Origin of the sequence: Sandaracinus amylolyticus (assembly GCF_000737325.1) — a bacterium.
Taxonomy (GTDB): Bacteria; Myxococcota_A; Polyangia; order Polyangiales; family Sandaracinaceae; genus Sandaracinus; species Sandaracinus amylolyticus.
This window is the reverse complement of the sequence record NZ_CP011125.1, coordinates 1035662-1052229: the sequence shown is the minus strand read 5'-3', so window position 1 is coordinate 1052229 and position 16568 is coordinate 1035662. Positions and strand designations below refer to the sequence as shown.

Here is a 16568-nt window from a genome sequence, read left to right as displayed (position 1 = left end):
CAATGTCACGGTTCGGTCAACGCGCGTGTCGGATCGGGTGACGGATCCCGCGGCGCACCGTCGACGTCGCGTGCACGCGGCCGTCGCGCTCCCCGCGCACGTCGGCGCGCAGCTCGAACGACCAGCTCGAGCCCCGCGCGGCCTCCTCCGAGAGGCCGTCGAAGAGCACCTCGATCGGGACGTCCTGCCCGGGCGCGACCGCGATCGTCCGGCCCGCGTCGCGCGAGTCGACCAGCACCGCGCGCACCGTGAGCGGCAGGCGCATGTTCGGCAGCAGACACACCAGCGCCTCGATGCGCACCTGCACCGGCACCGAGCCGCCGTTGTGCAGCGTGAAGAACGCGTGCGTGGGCGCGCCGGTGTTCGTCGTGACCATCGAGTCCTGACCGCGGATCGTGAGGAGCGGCGGCGGGCTCGGGACGAGATCGGCGTGCGCGATCGAAGCGGACAGCGAGAGCGCGAGGACCGTGAGGAGCGCGGCGCGGCGGTGCATGCCCTTCATACGTCGCCCTCCGGCGGATCCTTGGGCGCGCGCAACAGCGCGCGCAGCGACTCGATCGTGTCTGCCTCCGCGACCGGCTTGTCACGACGCCAGCGCGCGATGCGCGGGAAGCGCACCGCGACGCCCGAGCGATGTCGCGTCGACGGCGCGATCCCCTCGAAGGCGAGCTCGAAGACGTGCACCGGCTCGACCACGCGCACCGGGCCGTGACGATCGAGGGTGTTGCGTCGGATCCAGCGATCGAGCTCCGTGATCTCCTCGTCCTCGAGCCCCGAGTACGCCTTCGCGAAGGGCACGAGCTCGCGGTTCTCGTCGAACACCGCGAACGTGTAGTCGGTGAACAGGTTCGAGCGCTTGCCCGAGCCCGGCTGCGCGTAGACGAGCACCGCGTCCACCGAGTACGGCTCGATCTTCCACTTCCAGAATTCGCCGCGACGACGACCCGGGCGATACGGCGCGTCGCGATGTTTGAGCATCAGCCCTTCGGTGCCCTCTTCCCGCGAGCGAGCGCGCAGCTCGGCGAGCGCTTCCCAGCTCGGCGCGTCGATCAGCGGCGACAGGCGCAGCCGCGGATCGCCGCGCTCGCGGATCACATGCTCGAGGCGCGCGCGTCGCTCGTCGAACGGGCGCTCGCGCAGGTCCTCGCGATCCTCCTCGAGCAGGTCGTACGCGAGGAACACGACCGGCGCCTCCGCGAGCACCTTCGGGCCGAGCACCTTGCGCCCGATGCGTCGCTGCATGATCGCGAAGGGCAGCGGGCGATCGTCGCGCCACGCCATCGCCTCGCCGTCGAGCACGAGACCGTCGGGCAGACCCTGCGCGGCGTGCACGATCTCGGGAAACCGCTCGGTGACGAGATCCTCGCCGCGCGACCAGAGCCAGAGCTCTCCGGCGCGGCGCACCAGCTGGCAGCGGATGCCGTCCCACTTCCACTCGGCGCGCCACTCGTCGCGCGGACCGAGCGTCTCCGGGGACTGCTCGAGCGGCGACGCGAGCGCGAACGGATAGGGACGCGAGGGATCTTCCTCGATCGACGCAGGCGCGATCAGCCGCGCGAAGATCGCCGCGTCGGGCTCCCACGTGCCCATCATGCGATGCGCGATCACGGGCGCAGGCACGCCGCTCGCGACGGACACCGCGCGCTGCACGAGCAGCGCGGACGCGCCGACGCGCATCTCGCCGGTGATCATCTTCGTGACGAGCATCAGCTCGGTGCGATCGAGGTCGCGCCACAGCGCGAGCACCCGCGCGCGCTGCACCGGCTCGGGCAGATCGCGCAGCGCGAGGATCGCGTGGGCCCAGCTCGCGAGCGCCGTCGGTCGGATCGCAGCGGGGACCTCGGGCGCGGGCTCGTCGTCGAAGAGGCTGCGCGCCGCGCGGGCATCCTTCGGCGTGATCACCGCGCGCGGCTCGGGCGGCACGTCGTAGGGCATGCCGGCGACGAGCAGCGCGATGATCTCCGCGAGATCACCGACCGCGCCGTAACACTCCTCGAAGAGCCAGCCGGGCACGCCGGTGACCTCCATCGCCCAGCCCGCCATCGCGCGCACCGGGACGAGGCGCTTGAAGCGACGACCGGTGAGGAAGAAGAGCGCCCACGCGGCGTCCTCGGGCGGCGCATCCCGGAAGTAGTCGCGCATCGCGTCGACCTTCGCCTGCGTCGACGTCGTCCCATCGAGCCGCTCGTAGAGGCGCGCGAACGCGTGCATCAGGGCGCCTCTTCCTCGACGGGAACGTCGGGCTCGGCACCGGCTTCGCCCTCGTAGCGCGTCGCGAGCACGCCTGCGTCGATGCCGCGCGTCTCGCGCACGTAGCGCGCGAGCGCGTCCGCGAAGCCGTGGGTCGCGAGCACGCGCGACGCGCCGCTCTCGTCGATCGTCCGCAGCAGCGCGGGCCAGTCGGCATGATCGCTCAGCACGAAGCCGCGATCGATCGCGCGTCGACGTCGATCGCCGCGCACCTGCATCCAGCCCGATGCGAACCCGCTGCGCGCCTTCGAGAAGCGACGGATCCACGAGGTCCCGCGCGCCGAGAGCGGCGAGAGCACGAGCGCGCCTTCGAGCTCTTTTTTCTTCGCGTCGGTCGCGCTGCGGAGCTCGAGCATCGGCGGCATCCCCGGGCTCGCGCGGTAGACGTCGGTGATGCCCATCATCGCGCCGTGCGCGTGCACCGGACGATCGATCCCGCGCGCCGCGAGCTCGGCGAGGATGCGCTGCGCCTTGCCGAGCGCGTAGCAGAAGAGCAGCGCGGGCACGCCCGCATCGCGCGCCTCGTCCCAGAAGGCGACGATCTCGTCGATCACGCGCGCCGGGTCGGGCCATCGATAGATCGGCAGCGCGAACGTCGCCTCGGTCACGAGCACGTCGCAGCGCTGCGGCTCGAAGGGCGCGCAGGTCGGATCGCGATCGCGCTTGTAGTCGCCGGTGACGACCCAGGTCTCGCCCGCGTGCTCGATGCGCACCTGCGCCGAGCCGAGCACGTGACCGGCGGGGTGCAGCGAGACCGTCGTGTCGCCGATGCTCAGACGCTCGCCGTAGGCGAGCGTCTGGATGGTCGCGTCGTCGCCGAGCCGACGGCGGAGGATGGGCGCGCCCTCGATCACGCTGAGGTACGAGCCCGATCCGGGGCGCGCGTGATCGCCGTGCCCGTGCGTGAGCAGCGCGCGCGGCACGGGCGCCCACGGATCGACGTGGAAGCCGCCCGCGGCGCACCAGAGGCCACGATCATCGGGCTCGAGCAGCGCCATGGGGTGGCGATATCACGAGGAGGGGCGGGGGCGAAGCGACGCGCAGAGCAAGCACCGACGGGCGGCAGGCGCGTTCGGAATCGATCGCCCGAGGCGCTTCACTTCCTCGATGCCGATCTTCTCACCAAGCTCGCCCCCGGTGGTGCTGGGAGGTCTGCTCGGCGACTCGAGCGGCGTCTCAGGGGCTACAATCTCGACACGGGTGGAGCGAGCGGAGCTCACGACACCGGTGCCCATGAGAGCCACACGCGAGAGAGCGTTCTCGCTGCAAATCACCCTTCTAGTCTGCACGAGCTGCGCGTGTGACGTTGCACCGGCGGCTCCTGTCGCTCACGCGCCGAAGCTCGCGCCGATGGTTAGGTCACCCGTGGTTCCGCGCACCGATGACGACTACCCGGTGCTGTGGGATCGAAGGGTGATTGCGAGCGGCGAGGCCTCTACGCGCATGCCGCCACTGACGAGGGCCGAGTCGGCGACGAGCGAGGCGCTGGGCCGCGGATCCGCCCTCGCCTGGTCAGACGCGCGCGCCGGGTTGCAGGTCTCGTGGTTCGAGATCGCGGCAGATCAGGACGGCACATCGTTGGTGCGCGTGCTTCGCGACGAGGTTCGCGGCGACAACCACGCCCTCGACGAAGCGCCACTGGCCATCGATGACTGTCACGGTACCCAGTTCGGGGCGAACGACGGCACTGATCATCTTCGTCGCTTCCGAATCCTGGTCTGCGCTCAGCACGCTTATGTGTTGGAATCGCGAGGAGGCGATCGCGTCCTCCGCGACTTGTTCTTCAGCTCGTTCCGGCGCGAGCAACCGTAGCCGAAGACGGGCGCGCCCTCGCGCACGCTGAGATACGAGCCGCTCCCGGTCGCGCGCGATCGCCGTCCCGCGCGTGAGCACCGCGCGCAGCACCGGCGATTGTCAACCGTGCCTGAGCGCGGCGACGTCGATAGAGTCGCTCGGCGCCGCGCGCGCGATGGGCAGCGTAGTGCACGCACGACGGCACTTCGGGCAGACCTCCGTCGCGCTGTCGGGCGTTCCGGCCCGCCCTCGGCGAGCGTGCGGACGTGGTGCACCTCGAGGAACGGCAGGCGCTTCCTGGAGCACGGTCACCGCGTTGACCTATTGCACTCGTCCGAACGGCGTCTCGTGTGGCGCGGCATCGGCGTCGACGACGTCGGCGAGTGCGAGTGCCTTCGCATCAGGTGCGCGGCGCGAGTTCCTTCCCCCGACACGGCGCATCGTTCTTCTCTCGCCGAGTAGCGCCTACCGCCTAGCACCTGGACACGCGCGCGCCGCTTCCGAGATCGACCGCGGCGTCTCGGAGACCCACGGGCCGATTCTGGAATCGATCGCCGCGTGTCCGACACGCGCCCGCCGATCCCGAAATCGACCGCCGTGGTCGCTGACACCCAAACATCGATCTCAGAATCGACTTCTGGGGTCGCTGACACCCAAACACCGATTTCAAAATCGACCTCCGGGGTCACCAACACCCAAAGTTCGATTCCAAAATCGACCTCCGTCGTCCCCGACACCCCAACTCGCCGCCTCCCGATCTTTTTCGCGCCTCGCGCGCAACGCCGCTCCCCTCGCGCCGACACCCGGGCATTCGCGCACTCGAGCGCGAAGAAACGAAGGAGCGACACCGTGCCCGAGAGTCCTCGTGACGAGATCATCTTCAGCCCCGCGTCTCCGACGCCGAAGGAAGCGCTCGACCGCAAGCGCGAGCTGCTCGCGAGCGTGCTGCCCTCGGCGCTGCCGAGCGTCCTGGGCCTCGAGCCCTCTGCGGCCGCCGGGATCGTCATGGGCAGCCTTCCGCGCATCGCGAAGCATCGCGCCGCGATGGGCGCGCAGTTCGGCGAGGACGGTCTCGCGATCGTCGACGATCTGCTCGTCGTCGCGCACGCGGCCGTGCAGGCGGACGTCGAGCTCACCGCGTCGGACTCGGCGAGCGACATGGCGGAGCCGTTCGCCGAGCTCGCACAGGACCACAAGCTGCTGCTGACCGACTGCGACTCGCTCGCGAACCGCAAGCTGCTCGACCCCGCTCGCGTCGATCTCGGTCGTCCGGTGCAGGGCTACCGCACCGTCATCAACAGCACGCTCGTGCTCGTCGCGCTGCTGCGCGAGAGCTGGGCGACGTTGCGCAGCAAGACGCCGCTGACGGTCGAGGACATCGACCGCGCGGAGCGCAGGGCGACGGGGCTCCTGCACCGGCTCAACGCGCGCGAGCAGGGCTCGACGCGCCTGCCCGCGGCCGACATGCGCTCGCGCGCGCTGGGCCTGCTCGTGAAGACCTACGGCGAGGCCCGCCGGATGCTCACGTACGTGCGCTGGTGGGAGGGCGACGCGGATTCCATCGCGCCCTCGCTCTGGTCGGGGCGCCGTCGCAGCAGCAGCGGCCGGGGCACCGACACGCCGCCGGCGGGCGAGGACACGCAGCCGGCGACGCCGGTCGTGCCGGTCGTGCCGATCCCGACGCCCGGTCCCATCGGCGACGGTCCGTTCACCGAGTGACCTCGAGAGCGCGCGGGCCCCGATGGGTCCGCGCGCATTTCTTCGGAGATGACGACGATGACTGCTCGGCTTCGCCTCGGCGCGCGCCACTCGATCGATGGTCGGCACGGGCTCGGCGCGTTCGAGCTCCCGGCGCACCACCTGCTCACGCACGCGGTGGTCGTGGGCATGACCGGCAGCGGCAAGACCGGGCTCGTGACCGTGATGGTCGAAGAGGCGCTGCGCGCCGAGATCCCGGTGCTCGTGATCGACGTGAAGGGCGATCTGCCGAACCTCGCGCTCGCGTTCCCGTCGTTCGATCCCGCGCTGATGGCGCCGTGGGTCGAGCCCACCGCGGGCGACGAGGACGGCGTCGCGGACGAGCCGGTGGTGCTCGAGGCGGCGCGCCAGCGCGAGGAGGGGCTGCGCGCGTGGGAGATCGGCGAGGACCAGCTCGCCGAGCTCGAGGCGCGCTCGACGGTGCGCGTGCTGACGCCGGGCTCCGACGCGGGCGAGCCGCTTCATCTGCTCTCCGCGCTCGAGCGCCGTTCGTCGCGCTGGGATCACGACGTCGCGGGCGCGCGCGCTGCGCTGAGCGCCGCGATCTCGCTGGTGCTGCGCCTCACCGGGCGCGACGGCGATCCCGGCAAGAGCCGCGAGCACGCGCTGCTCTCGGTGCTCGCCGAGGCGCGGCTCCGTCGCGGCGAGAGCGCGCCCCTCGACGCGCTGGTCCCGGAGATCCTCGAGCCGCCGATCGGCTTCATCGGCGCGCTGCCGGTCGACGCGTTCGTGCCCGCGCGGCTGCGCGGCGAGCTCGCGGCGGATCTGAACACCCTGATCGCGTCGCCCTCGTTCGCGTCGTGGCGCACCGGGCGCGAGCTCGACGTGGGCGCGTGGATGGAGAAGGTCGACGGCAAGACGCCGGCGACGATCGTGAGCGTGGCGCACCTCGACGACGAGGAGCGCGCGCTGGTGCTCGGCGTCGTGCTCGAGGAAGTGCTGACGTGGGTGCGCAGCCTGCCGGGCAGCGCGCGGCTGCGCGCGCTGATCGTGTTCGACGAGGTGTTCGGGTTCATCCCGCCGCACCCCGCGAGCCCGCCGACCAAGCGTCCGCTCGTCGCGCTGATGAAGCAGGCGCGCGCGTACGGCGTCGGCTGCGTGCTCGCGACGCAGAACCCGATGGACCTCGACTATCGCGCGCTGTCGAACGCGGGCACCTGGGTGCTCGGGCGCCTGCAGACCGACGCGGACCGAGCGCGCGTGGTGGAGGCGCTCGGCGAGGACGAGAAGAAGAGCCAGCTCGGCGCGCTGGTGAAGAAGCTGTCGCACCGCTGGTTCGTGGTGCGCGACGCGAAGGCGCCCGAGCTGTGTCTGCTCCAGCCGCGCTGGGCGATGTCGTACCTGCGCGGCCCGATGACCCAGAGCGAGATCCGAAGAGCGCGAGCGCCTCGCTGAGCCGCGCTGTCCACGCCTGAACCGAGAACGGCGTCCGTCTATGGCCCGCGGCGTTCATCGCTCCGTGTTCGCACTCGACGACTCGAGTCGGTCGCGCGGCTCCGCGTCATCGAACCACTCCGGCACACCGATGCTCGATCCTCCCACGCACTCGAAGTCAGCTCGGTCTCGCGACGAAATGTCGTCCTCGGGGATGCGACGGTATCGCGTCACAGCCCCAGACGCCTCCTCGCGCACGAGTTCGTCCGACGACGATGCACGATACATCAGTGCTCCACGACAACCCCCGAACTCGATGGAATCCGGCGTGATGCGCGCGTGGAGCGCGAACGCGTCGCCGGGGTTTCCGTCCTCGAAGCACTCGCCACGCGGGTACTGGAAGGCATCGTAGGCATAGCGTGCGACCACCATGCATCCCCGAACCAGAAAGAGATCTCCGTACCGGGAACCTTGCACGACGGAACCCCAGTACCCATCGAAGCGGCTCGCGTGGTCGCACCGCGGCAGCGCGACGCAGCGCCGACGCGCTTGGCCCCCGACGGTCGGGTCGGCAGCAATGCCGCACCCGATCGACATCACCGCGAGCCCGATTGCGAGTGCACGCCAGTTCGTCACGCGCAGCCTCGTCGCGGGTGCCGACCGCGCGACGCCCGAGATCGTCCGGCTGAGCGCCTGAACCCATCTGCGTCCGCCGAGCACGACGATCACGCCGAGCGTACGAACCCCGTCCCCGTCACGCACGGTCGTGGACGTCGTAGACCGAGCGCCGGACCGCGGAGGCCTCCATCTCGGCAACGTCTCCATCACCTTGGTGAGCGTACGTCGCGGACGACCTCGAGCGACTGGGCTACGTTCGCGATCCGGCGTTTGAGCGAGGGGGGCTGGCGCCACCGTGTGTATGACGACCGCACGCGACAGCGCGTTCTCAGTGCAGTTCGCCGTCCTGTCGGCCATCTGCGCGAGCTGCACGTGTGACGGTGCACCGTCGGCTTCTGTCGCTCACGCGCCGAAGCTCGAGCCGATCGTCACGTCACCCGTGGTTCCGCGGACCGATGACGACTACCCGGTGCTGTGGGATCGGAGAGTGATCGCGAGCGGCGAGGCTTCTGCGCGCATGCCGCCGCTGACGAGGGCCGAGTCGGCGACGAGCGAGGCGCTGGGTCTTGGTTCCGCCCTCGCCTGGTCAGACTCGCGCGCCGGCTTGCAGCTCTCATGGTTCGAGATCGCGCCTGATCACGAGGCCACATCGGTGCTGGGCGTGCTTCGCGCCGAGCTTCGCGGGGACGCCCACGCCCTCGACGAAGCGCCACTGGCGATCGATGACTGTCGCGGCACCCAGTTCGGCGTGAACGACGGCACTGATCGTCTTCGTCGCTTCCGGATCCTCGTCTGCTCTCACCACGCCTATGTGTTGGAATCGCGAGGCGGCGATCGCGTCCTCCGCGACTTGTTCTTCAGCTCGTTCCGGCGCGAGCAACGGTAGGGCAAGATCCGCGCGATCACTCTCGAGAAGACTCGATCGCTCCCGAAGACTCGGTTCCGCCGAGAGTCTGTTCGGAGTGCGCGCGCAGACGCTGCCGCCAAGTATCGACCTCGCGGAAGCACGCGCTCACGGTCTCCGGCGCGCTCTGGGCGCGTCGCTCACCAGCATCCGACCGGGAGGCGCTCGATCTCTGCGCGGCGGTCCGCCCGGAAGGCGCGGATCGTAGCAAGCTCGCCGGAGAGTCGAGCTCGTCGCCTGCGCGGCGGAACGTCTCATCCGGCCACGATGCCCGAAGGGCGAGTCGGTCCGCGCGTGATCGCGCGAGGACGCGAAGCGGACTCGAGCGAGCACGCGCCTTTCCCGCCACCCACCGCGTCACGCTCACGCCTCGCGCGGCCGAAGCCTCGCCAGCAGGGCGCGGGGCATGGGGCCCGAGCGCTTCCGCAGCGACCCGCCCGACGGCAGCCACGCACCTGCCTGGTTCTCGTCCGAGCGCTTCGCGCGCGGACGAGAACGACTCGGTACCCGACGCCTCAGCCTCCCCTCGGGCCGGTCGCGAGGCCTAGCGAGGGGCCCCATGCCCCGCGCCCTCACCGAAGCCTCACCTCGCGCGGAGATCTACACGCTCCGCTCGGTGCTCGGGTCGAAGTAGATCTCCTGCTCGACGCGGCCGTCCTCGTCGAAGATCACCACCTGAGCGCGCGGGGCGCGTCGGGCGAGCTGCTTCGCGCGCGCGATCGCGCTCTCCTTCGTGTCGGCGTACTCGGTCTGGCTGTCGCCCGCGAGCTTCACTCGCCAGAGATCGTCCTCGGGCTCCACGTGGTACACGGTCCGGCCGTCCATGACGCACCTCCGCCGCGGAGATAGGCACGGCGCGTTCCGCTCGGTGTGACACGCTGCGCGCGCATGCCGACGATCCGCGCAGCGCGCGAGGACGACGATCTCGCCACGCTCGGGACGATCGAGCGCGAGGCAGCGCGCCTCTTCGCGCCGTGGGGCCTCGACGTGCTGTTCGGCAGCGCGACCACGCCGGTCGCGATCCTCGACGAAGCACGACGCGAGCAGCGGCTGCTCCTCGCGGTCGATCACCAGGATCGACCGATCGGGTTCGCGCTGCTCTCGCGCGTCGACTGGCACGGGCACCTCGACGAGCTCGACGTGCATCCGGATCACGGCCAGCGCGGCGTCGGGCGCGCCCTGGTCGAGGCGTCGATCGAGTGGGCTCGCGCCCGCGGGCTCACGCGCCTCACGCTCGCGACGATGCGCGACGTGCCGTTCAACGGTCCGTGGTACCTGCGCCTCGGCTTCCGCGAGCTCGACGAGCGCGAGATCGGCCCCGGCATGCGCACGATCTTCCAACGCGAGCTCGCGGGTGGATATCCGGTCGAGCGACGCGTGTTCCTCGCGCGCGATCTCGTGTGAGCGCGCTAATGTCGGCGCGCGATGTCGATCTCCGCGCCCGCCGAGCCCATCCATCCCGTCGCGAAGAAGCCGTGGTACCGGTCCGGCACGCTGTGGATCGTCGTCGGGCTCGTGCTGGGCGTCGTGCTCGGCGGGTTCTTCCCACAGGACCAGCATCCGGTCGCGTACGAGCTCTTCCGCTTCCTGTCGCGCGCGTTCATCGCGCTGATCAAGGGGCTGATCGTCCCGCTGCTCGTCTCGACGATCATCGTCGGCATCGCGCAGACGGGCGACCTCAAGGCCGTCGGGCGCATGGGCGCGAAGGCGCTCATCTACTTCGAGGTCGTCACCACGATCGCGCTCTTCGTCGGGCTCTTCGTCGCGAACTGGCTCCGTCCGGGCGACGGGCTGCCGATCGACCTCTCGGCGACGTCGGGCGTCGCGCCCGCGGCGCCGCAGAGCGGGTGGGATCTCGCGCTGCATCTCTTCCCGTCGAACCTCGCGAAGCACTGGGCCGAGGCGGACCTCCTGCCGATCGTCGTGTTCGCGGTGCTGTTCGGCATCTCGCTCACGCGCATCGGCGAGCGCGGCGCGCCGGTGATGGCGTTCGCGGAGAGCGTCGCGCAGGTGATGTTCAAGTACACCGACCTCGTGATGCGCCTGACGCCGCTCGGGGTGTTCGGCGCGATGGCCTACAACGTGAGCCACATGGCCGCGGGCCACGAGGTCGACGGGCACGTCGTGCACGGCTGGCCCGCGGTCTTCTATCTGCTCGGTCGCTACGCGCGGCTCGTCGGCAGCTTGTACCTCGCGCTGCTCATCTTCTTCACGTTCGTGCTGGTGCCGGTGATGCTGATCGTGCGCATCAAGGTGCTGCCCTTCCTGCGGCAGATCCGCGAGCCGGCGCTCACCGCGTTCACCACCGCGTCGAGCGAGGCGGCGCTCCCTCGATTGCTCGAGGACGTGATCGCGTTCGGCGTCCCGCGCCGCGTGGCGAGCTTCGTCATCCCCGCGGGCTACTCGTTCAACCTCGACGGCTCGACGCTCTATCTCGTGCTCGCGTCGCTGACCATCGCGCAGGCGGCGCACATCGAGCTGACGATCTCGCAGCAGCTCTTGATGGTGCTCGCGTTCATGCTGACGTCGAAGGGCGTCGCGGGCGTGCCGCGCGCGACGCTCGTGATCATCGCGGGCACCGCGGCGAGCTTCGGTCTGCCCGGCGAAGCGGGCGTCGCGATGCTGCTCGCGGTCGACGAGGTGATGGACATGGCGCGCACGACCATCAACGTGATCGGCAACGGCCTCGCGAGCGTCGTGATCGCGCGCTGGGAAGGCGTGCTCGGCACGAACCCCGAGGAGAGCGCGAAACTCGACGTCTAGTCGCTGCAGGAGTGCTCGTCCCGCCGGTCCCGGACCGGAGCGCGCGAAGCGCGCGGACCCGTAGGGAGCGGCGGGCGAGCCGATTCTTACCGGAGTGCTCCTCCCGCCGGTCCCGGACGGGAGCGCGCGAAGCGCGCGGACGGGTAGGGAGCGGCGGGCGAGCCGATTCTTCACCGGAGTGCTCGTCCCGCCGGTCCCGGACGGGAGCGCGCGAAGCGCGCGGACGGGTAGGGAGCGGCGGGCGAGCCGATTCTTCACCGGAGTGCTCGTCCCGCCGGTCCCGGACCGGAGCGCGCGAAGCGCGCGGACGGGTAGGGACCGGCGGGCGAGCCGATTCTTCACCGGAGTGCTCGTCCCGCCGGCCCCGGACCGGAGCGCGCGAAGCGCGCGGACGGGTAGGGACCGGCGGGCGAGCCGATCTTTCGAATGTTCGAGCTACGGGGCTTCGCACGCGCCCATGCGGCAGCGCTCGCCCGCCGCGCACGTGGTGCCGCAGCTCCCGCAATTCATCGGATCGCGCTGCACCGCCGCGCACACGCCGTCGCACGGCATCGTGCTCGCCGGGCACGCGCACGTCGACGCCTCGCACGCGCCCACGCGGCACTCGTTCTCGCAGGCGCCGCAGTGGTGCGGGTCGCTCGTCACGTCGGCGCAGCGACGCCCGCATCGCGTGAGCGACGCGGGGCACACGCACTCGCCTCCCGCGCAGACGGAGTCGCCGGTGCAGGTGATGCCGCATCCGCCGCAGTTCTCGGGCGACGTCTGCGCGTCGACGCACGCGCCCGCGCAGTTCGCGGTGCCGGCGGGGCACACCGCGGTGCAGCTCCCCGCGGCGCACGCCTCGTTCGCAGCGCACGCGTTGCCGCACGCGCCGCAGTGCTGCGGATCGACCATCGCATCGACGCACACGCCGTCGCACGCGACGGTGCCGCTCGGGCACACGCACGCGCCGGCGGCGCACTCGGTGCCGCCGCTGCACACGTTGCCGCACGCGCCGCAGTGGCGATCGCTCGTCGTGGTGTCGATGCAGCGCCGGCCACAGCGCGTCGTTCCCGTGGGGCACGGCGCGTCGCACACGCCCGCCGCGCACACCTCGCCCGCCGCGCACGCGATCCCGCACCCACCGCAATTCGCGGCGTCGCTCGCGGTGTCGACGCAGGTCCCGTCGCAGAGATCGAGCGTCGCGGGGCACTCGCACACACCGCCCGTGCAGATCGTCCCGCCCGCGCACGCGAAGCCGCACCCGCCGCAGTTCGCGTCGTCGCTGAGCGTGTCGACGCAGGCGCCAGCGCAGTCGGTCAGGCCCTCGGCGCATCCGGTGGTGCTGCACGCGCCTGCGCTGCAGACCTCGCCCGACGCGCACGCGTTGCCGCACGCGCCACAATTCGCGGGGTCGATGCCGACGTCGACGCACGCACCAGCGCATTCGCGCTCCCACGCGGCGCACGTGCATGCACCCTCCGCGCAGAGCTGATCGGCGCGGCACGCGTTGCCGCACGCTCCGCAATTCTCGACGTCGGCGCCGACGTCGACGCACGCACCGCTGCACTCCGTCAGACCGGGATCGCACGCGACGCTGCACACGCCGAGGCTGCACACCTCGCCGCTCGCGCACGCGTTGCCACACGCGCCGCAGCTCGTGGGATCGTCGTCGAGGCGCACGCAGGTCGCTCCGCAGCGCGTCTCGCCTGCGTCGCACGCGGGCGGACCACCGTCGCGCGGCCCGCCGTCGGTCGGCGCGCCGGCGTCCGAGCCGACCGCCGCATCCATCCCCGCGTGGAGCCCACCTCCCGCATCCGGTGTCCCGGCTGCGCCGTCGTCTCCACACGCGACCATCGACAGCGCCGTCATCAGCGCGATCCCGAGCGCGATTCTCGTCCGCATGCGTCTTCCCCCCGGTCGACGCACCGTGCATGGCCCCTCGGCGCGGCTCCTTCAAACGCGCGATCGCCTCCTTTTCCTGAGGATTCGCGCGAGCGGGCCCTGCGATCAGGGGACGAACTTGTAGCCGGCGCCGCGCACCGAGACGAAGTGCTCGGGGTTCTGCGCGTCCTTCTCGAAGTGGCGCCGCAGCCGCGAGATGAAGTTGTCGACGGTGCGCGCGGTCGAGTAGTTGCGCAGCTTCCAGACTTCCTCGAGCAGCGTGTCGCGCGAGAGCACCTTGCCCGGGTGATCGACGAAGTAGCGCAGCAGATCGAGCTCGAGCCGCGTGAGCTTCACCGGCGAGCCGCGCACGATCACCTCGTGCGAGTCGAAGTCGACGCGCGCCTCGCCGATCGCGACGGTGCGCGATCCCGCGCGCTCCTCCTTCTCCTTGCCGAGATCCCACTGGCGCCGCCGCAGCACCGAGCGCACGCGCGCCAGCAGCTCGTTGAGGTCGAAGGGCTTCACCAGGTAGTCGTCGGCGCCCGCCTCGAGCCCACGCACGCGATCCTCCGCGGCGGCGCGCGCCGTCAGCATGATCACCGGCGTGTAATTGCCCGACTGCCGCAGCTTCGCGCACAGCGAGAAGCCGTCGAAGTCCGGCAGCATCACGTCGAGCACGATCGCGTCGTAACGCGTGGCCTCGAGGAGCAGCTCGGCCGCCTCGCGCGCGGTCGACGCAACGTCGGCCTCGTAGCCCTCGAGCTCCAGGTTGAGCTTGAGCCCCGTCGCGAGGTGATCCTCGTCCTCGACGATCAGGATCCGCGGGACCTTGCGCTCTTCGGACAAGCCTCGTGCTCCCTTCACGCCGGCGACGCGACCGCGCGCGACGCCTGCTCGTGCTCGTGCATGGGCAGCCGGACCCGCAGGATCGCGCCCTTGCCCACTCCGTCGGACTCCGCCTCGACGTGACCGCCGAGGTTGCGCACCAGCGCCGAGACCACGAAGAGCCCGAGCCCCGTGCCCTTGCGCGCGCGCACGCCTTCCTCGGCGACGCGATAGAAGCGATGGAAGATGCGCTTCAGGTCCTTGCGCGGGATGCCGATCCCCGCGTCGCGCACCTCGATGAAGACGACGCGGCGCACCTCGTCCACGCGCGCGCCCACGCGCACGTCGACTCCGTCCTTCGAGTACTTCACCGCGTTGTCGATCAGGTTGCGCAGCACGATCTCGAGCGCGGCGTGATCGGTCCACACGACGAGCTCGGGATCGACCTCCACGCGGATCGCGCCCTCCGGCACCTTGTGCCGCATCGACACCACCGCGGCGCACGACGTCGCGAGCTCGCCGAGGCGCACCTCGTCGACGTCCATGCTCATGTCGTCGTGGGCGAGGCGCGAGGCCTGGAGCACGTCGTCGATGAACGTCGCGAGGCGATCGACGTCGTGGTGCATCATCTTCTGCAGCGCGGCGCGCTTGTCCTGTGGGATCCCGGAGCGCTCGAGCGTCTGCAGGCACAGCTTGATCGACGCGAGCGGCGTCTTGAGCTCGTGCGTGACCGAGTCGATGAACGAGTCCTGGCGACGCACCTCGAGGATCTCGCGCACCAGGAAGATCGAGAACATCACGAGCACGCTCATGATGACGATCAGCGAGAGCACGCCGAGGATCAGGAGCCAGACGTTCTGCGCGACCTCGCCGCTCTCCGCGATGTTGCGCGCGGTGAACGTGGTCCATCCCACGAGCAGGAACACCGAGAGCGGGACGGTGACCGCTCCGAAGGTGATCGGCACCGTGATGGACCGGATTCCGCGGCGCGCCATGCGTCGATTGCTCGACGTTGCTTATAGCTCAGGACGTGCTTGCGCGCGGCAGGTCGACTTGGTTGGATCCGCCGCATGCCCAGCTTCGACGTCGTCAGCAAGCTCGAACACCACGAGGTGGACAACGCGGTGGACCAGGCGAAGCGCGAGATCGCGACGCGCTTCGACTTCAAGGACACCGGCACCGAGATCGAGAAGAACCAGGACGGCATCGCGATCCGCTCGAGCAGCGAGGGGCGCGTCGAGGGCGCGCTCAAGGTGCTCGAGGACAAGATGGTGAAGCGGAAGGTGTCGCTGAAGTCGCTCGATCCGCAGAAGCCGCAGCAGTCCGGTCAGACGTGGCGCCAGCTGATCAAGCTGAAGGAAGGCGTCGACATGGACCGCGCGAAGCAGATCGTGAAGGCGATCAAGGACAGCAAGATGAAGGTCCAGGCGGCGATCCAGGGCGATCTCGTGCGCATCAGCGGCAAGAAGCGCGACGACCTCCAGGAAGCAATCGCGTTCCTGAAAGGCCAGGACTTCGGGCTGCCGCTGCAGTACGTGAATTTCCGGGAGTGATCTCCGGGCTCGCGCTTCTCGCGCGGACCGGCTCGGCGCTGCGCGCCATCGCGCCTGCAAATCACTCCTCTGCGGCCCTCTGTGATCTCTGCGGTGGATCCTCCCCTGCTCTCCCGCGTCCTCCTGGGCTCCTGAGAAATTCCCCTTCCCGCTCCCGCGACGCCGGCTAGACCTGCGCGCATGCGTCTACCTCGTCGCGCCGATGGGCGCCCGCTGATCAAGGTCTGTTGTGTTCGTGACGAGGAGGACGCCGACCGCGCGCTCGCGGGTGGCGCCGATCTCCTCGGGCTCGTCGGGCGCATGCCCAGCGGGCCCGGGCCGATCGACGACGTCACGATCGCGCGCGTCGCGCGGCACGTGGCCGATCGCGCGATCGCGATCCTGCTCACCTCCGAGCGCACGCCCGACGCGATCGCGGCGCACGTCGATCGCACCGGCGTGCGCGCGGTGCAGATCGTCGACACGCCCTCTCCCGATGCGCTCGTCGCGCTGCGCGCGATGCTCCCGTCGCTCGTGCTGGTGCCGGTGATCCACGTGCAAGACGCGCGTGACGTCGACGTCGCGCGCGCGCTCGACGAGACCGGCGCGGCCGACGCGATCCTGCTCGACTCGGGTCGACCGAGCGCCGCGATCCCCGAGCTCGGCGGCACCGGGCGCGTGCACGACTGGTCGCTCTCCGCGGCGATCGTGCGCGCCTGTCGCGCGCCCGTGCTGCTCGCGGGCGGGCTGCGCCCCGACAACGTGGGCGACGCGCTCGCGCAGGTGCGCCCCGCGGGCTTCGACGTGTGCTCGGGGCTCCGCACCACCGACGGCGCGCTGGTGCCCGAGCGCCTCGCGCGCTTCGCCGCCGCGATCGTGTGATC

16 protein-coding genes are annotated in these 16568 nt (G+C 70.7%); 7 read left to right on the top strand and 9 right to left on the bottom strand.

Annotation, left to right across the window (positions count from 1 at the left end; genetic code table 11):
* Nucleotides 1-16: 16 nt before the first annotated feature.
* The 4 genes from DB32_RS04220 to DB32_RS46380 all read right to left on the bottom strand — a co-directional run bounded on the left by DB32_RS04220 (nucleotide 17) and on the right by DB32_RS46380 (nucleotide 4155).
* Nucleotides 17-502, bottom strand: a complete 486-nt coding sequence (locus tag DB32_RS04220) for a hypothetical protein (RefSeq protein WP_053231130.1) — start codon at nucleotides 500-502, stop codon at nucleotides 17-19.
* Complete coding sequence (locus DB32_RS04215) at nucleotides 499-2211, bottom strand: ATP-dependent DNA ligase (protein WP_053231129.1); 1713 nt, start codon at nucleotides 2209-2211, stop codon at nucleotides 499-501. Before DB32_RS04215 ends, DB32_RS04220 begins: the two co-directional genes overlap by 4 nt.
* Nucleotides 2211-3248, bottom strand: coding sequence for a ligase-associated DNA damage response exonuclease (locus DB32_RS04210; protein ID WP_053231128.1), 1038 nt, complete (start codon nucleotides 3246-3248; stop codon nucleotides 2211-2213). Before DB32_RS04210 ends, DB32_RS04215 begins: the two co-directional genes overlap by 1 nt.
* 514 nt (nucleotides 3249-3762) lie before the next feature.
* Nucleotides 3763-4155, bottom strand: a complete 393-nt coding sequence (locus DB32_RS46380; RefSeq protein ID WP_157068704.1) for a hypothetical protein — start codon at nucleotides 4153-4155, stop codon at nucleotides 3763-3765.
* Nucleotides 4156-4893: 738 nt separating this feature from the next.
* Here DB32_RS46380 and DB32_RS04200 point away from each other — a divergent pair.
* Together DB32_RS04200 and DB32_RS04195 are read left to right on the top strand one after the other, a co-directional pair.
* Complete coding sequence (locus DB32_RS04200) at nucleotides 4894-5763, top strand: hypothetical protein (protein WP_053231126.1); 870 nt, start codon at nucleotides 4894-4896, stop codon at nucleotides 5761-5763.
* A 57-nt stretch (nucleotides 5764-5820) separates the two neighbouring features.
* A complete protein-coding gene (locus DB32_RS04195) occupies nucleotides 5821-7197 on the top strand; it encodes an ATP-binding protein (RefSeq protein WP_169791330.1) in 1377 nt (458 codons plus the stop codon).
* A 54-nt stretch (nucleotides 7198-7251) separates the two neighbouring features.
* Here the strand turns inward: DB32_RS04195 and DB32_RS46375 are convergent, their stop codons facing one another.
* On the bottom strand, nucleotides 7252-7905 hold the full coding sequence (locus DB32_RS46375) for a hypothetical protein (protein WP_157068703.1): 654 nt from the start codon (nucleotides 7903-7905) through the stop codon (nucleotides 7252-7254).
* 190 nt (nucleotides 7906-8095) lie between these two features.
* On the opposite strand from DB32_RS46375, the gene DB32_RS04185 reads away from it, so the two are divergent.
* On the top strand, nucleotides 8096-8680 hold the full coding sequence (locus DB32_RS04185) for a hypothetical protein (RefSeq protein WP_053231123.1): 585 nt from the start codon (nucleotides 8096-8098) through the stop codon (nucleotides 8678-8680).
* Between the two features lie 618 nt (nucleotides 8681-9298).
* On the opposite strand, the gene DB32_RS04180 is transcribed toward DB32_RS04185, so the two are convergent.
* A complete protein-coding gene (locus DB32_RS04180; protein ID WP_053231122.1) occupies nucleotides 9299-9523 on the bottom strand; it encodes a DUF2188 domain-containing protein in 225 nt (74 codons plus the stop codon).
* Between the two features lie 63 nt (nucleotides 9524-9586).
* Here DB32_RS04180 and DB32_RS04175 point away from each other — a divergent pair, with 63 nt between their 5' ends.
* Nucleotides 9587-10102, top strand: a complete 516-nt coding sequence (locus DB32_RS04175; RefSeq protein ID WP_053231121.1) for a GNAT family N-acetyltransferase — start codon at nucleotides 9587-9589, stop codon at nucleotides 10100-10102.
* 21 nt (nucleotides 10103-10123) lie between these two features.
* Entirely contained in the window at nucleotides 10124-11461 is a 1338-nt protein-coding gene (locus DB32_RS04170) for a dicarboxylate/amino acid:cation symporter (protein WP_053231120.1), read from the top strand.
* A 435-nt stretch (nucleotides 11462-11896) separates the two neighbouring features.
* Here the strand turns inward: DB32_RS04170 and DB32_RS04165 are convergent, their stop codons facing one another.
* The 3 genes from DB32_RS04165 to DB32_RS04155 all read right to left on the bottom strand — a co-directional run bounded on the left by DB32_RS04165 (nucleotide 11897) and on the right by DB32_RS04155 (nucleotide 15147).
* Complete coding sequence (locus DB32_RS04165; protein ID WP_053231119.1) at nucleotides 11897-13345, bottom strand: MXAN_6577-like cysteine-rich protein; 1449 nt, start codon at nucleotides 13343-13345, stop codon at nucleotides 11897-11899.
* A gap of 105 nt (nucleotides 13346-13450) precedes the next feature.
* Nucleotides 13451-14173 (bottom strand): response regulator transcription factor, encoded by a 723-nt coding sequence (locus DB32_RS04160; protein ID WP_075097444.1) that lies wholly within the window; start codon nucleotides 14171-14173, stop codon nucleotides 13451-13453.
* Between the two features lie 14 nt (nucleotides 14174-14187).
* On the bottom strand, nucleotides 14188-15147 hold the full coding sequence (locus tag DB32_RS04155; protein WP_053231118.1) for a sensor histidine kinase: 960 nt from the start codon (nucleotides 15145-15147) through the stop codon (nucleotides 14188-14190).
* 75 nt (nucleotides 15148-15222) lie between these two features.
* On the opposite strand from DB32_RS04155, the gene DB32_RS04150 reads away from it, so the two are divergent.
* Nucleotides 15223-15705, top strand: a complete 483-nt coding sequence (locus DB32_RS04150; protein ID WP_053231117.1) for a YajQ family cyclic di-GMP-binding protein — start codon at nucleotides 15223-15225, stop codon at nucleotides 15703-15705.
* A 180-nt stretch (nucleotides 15706-15885) separates the two neighbouring features.
* Nucleotides 15886-16566, top strand: a complete 681-nt coding sequence (locus tag DB32_RS04145) for a phosphoribosylanthranilate isomerase (protein WP_053231116.1) — start codon at nucleotides 15886-15888, stop codon at nucleotides 16564-16566.
* Nucleotides 16567-16568 lie beyond the last annotated feature (2 nt).

Bases quoted from the DNA above. Each gene is read 5' to 3' on its own strand.
- DB32_RS04180 (WP_053231122.1), bottom strand. From the start codon at position 9,523: ATGGACGGCCGGACCGTGTACCACGTGGAGCCCGAGGACGATCTCTGG.
- DB32_RS04155 (WP_053231118.1), bottom strand. From the start codon at position 15,147: ATGGCGCGCCGCGGAATCCGGTCCATCACGGTGCCGATCACCTTCGGA.
- DB32_RS04170 (WP_053231120.1), top strand. From the start codon at position 10,124: ATGTCGATCTCCGCGCCCGCCGAGCCCATCCATCCCGTCGCGAAGAAG.
- DB32_RS04165 (WP_053231119.1), bottom strand. From the start codon at position 13,345: ATGCGGACGAGAATCGCGCTCGGGATCGCGCTGATGACGGCGCTGTCG.
- DB32_RS04150 (WP_053231117.1), top strand. From the start codon at position 15,223: ATGCCCAGCTTCGACGTCGTCAGCAAGCTCGAACACCACGAGGTGGAC.
- DB32_RS04175 (WP_053231121.1), top strand. From the start codon at position 9,587: ATGCCGACGATCCGCGCAGCGCGCGAGGACGACGATCTCGCCACGCTC.
- DB32_RS04185 (WP_053231123.1), top strand. From the start codon at position 8,096: ATGACGACCGCACGCGACAGCGCGTTCTCAGTGCAGTTCGCCGTCCTG.
- DB32_RS04145 (WP_053231116.1), top strand. From the start codon at position 15,886: ATGCGTCTACCTCGTCGCGCCGATGGGCGCCCGCTGATCAAGGTCTGT.
- DB32_RS04220 (WP_053231130.1), bottom strand. From the start codon at position 502: ATGAAGGGCATGCACCGCCGCGCCGCGCTCCTCACGGTCCTCGCGCTC.
- DB32_RS04195 (WP_169791330.1), top strand. From the start codon at position 5,821: ATGACTGCTCGGCTTCGCCTCGGCGCGCGCCACTCGATCGATGGTCGG.
- DB32_RS04210 (WP_053231128.1), bottom strand. From the start codon at position 3,248: ATGGCGCTGCTCGAGCCCGATGATCGTGGCCTCTGGTGCGCCGCGGGC.
- DB32_RS04215 (WP_053231129.1), bottom strand. From the start codon at position 2,211: ATGCACGCGTTCGCGCGCCTCTACGAGCGGCTCGATGGGACGACGTCG.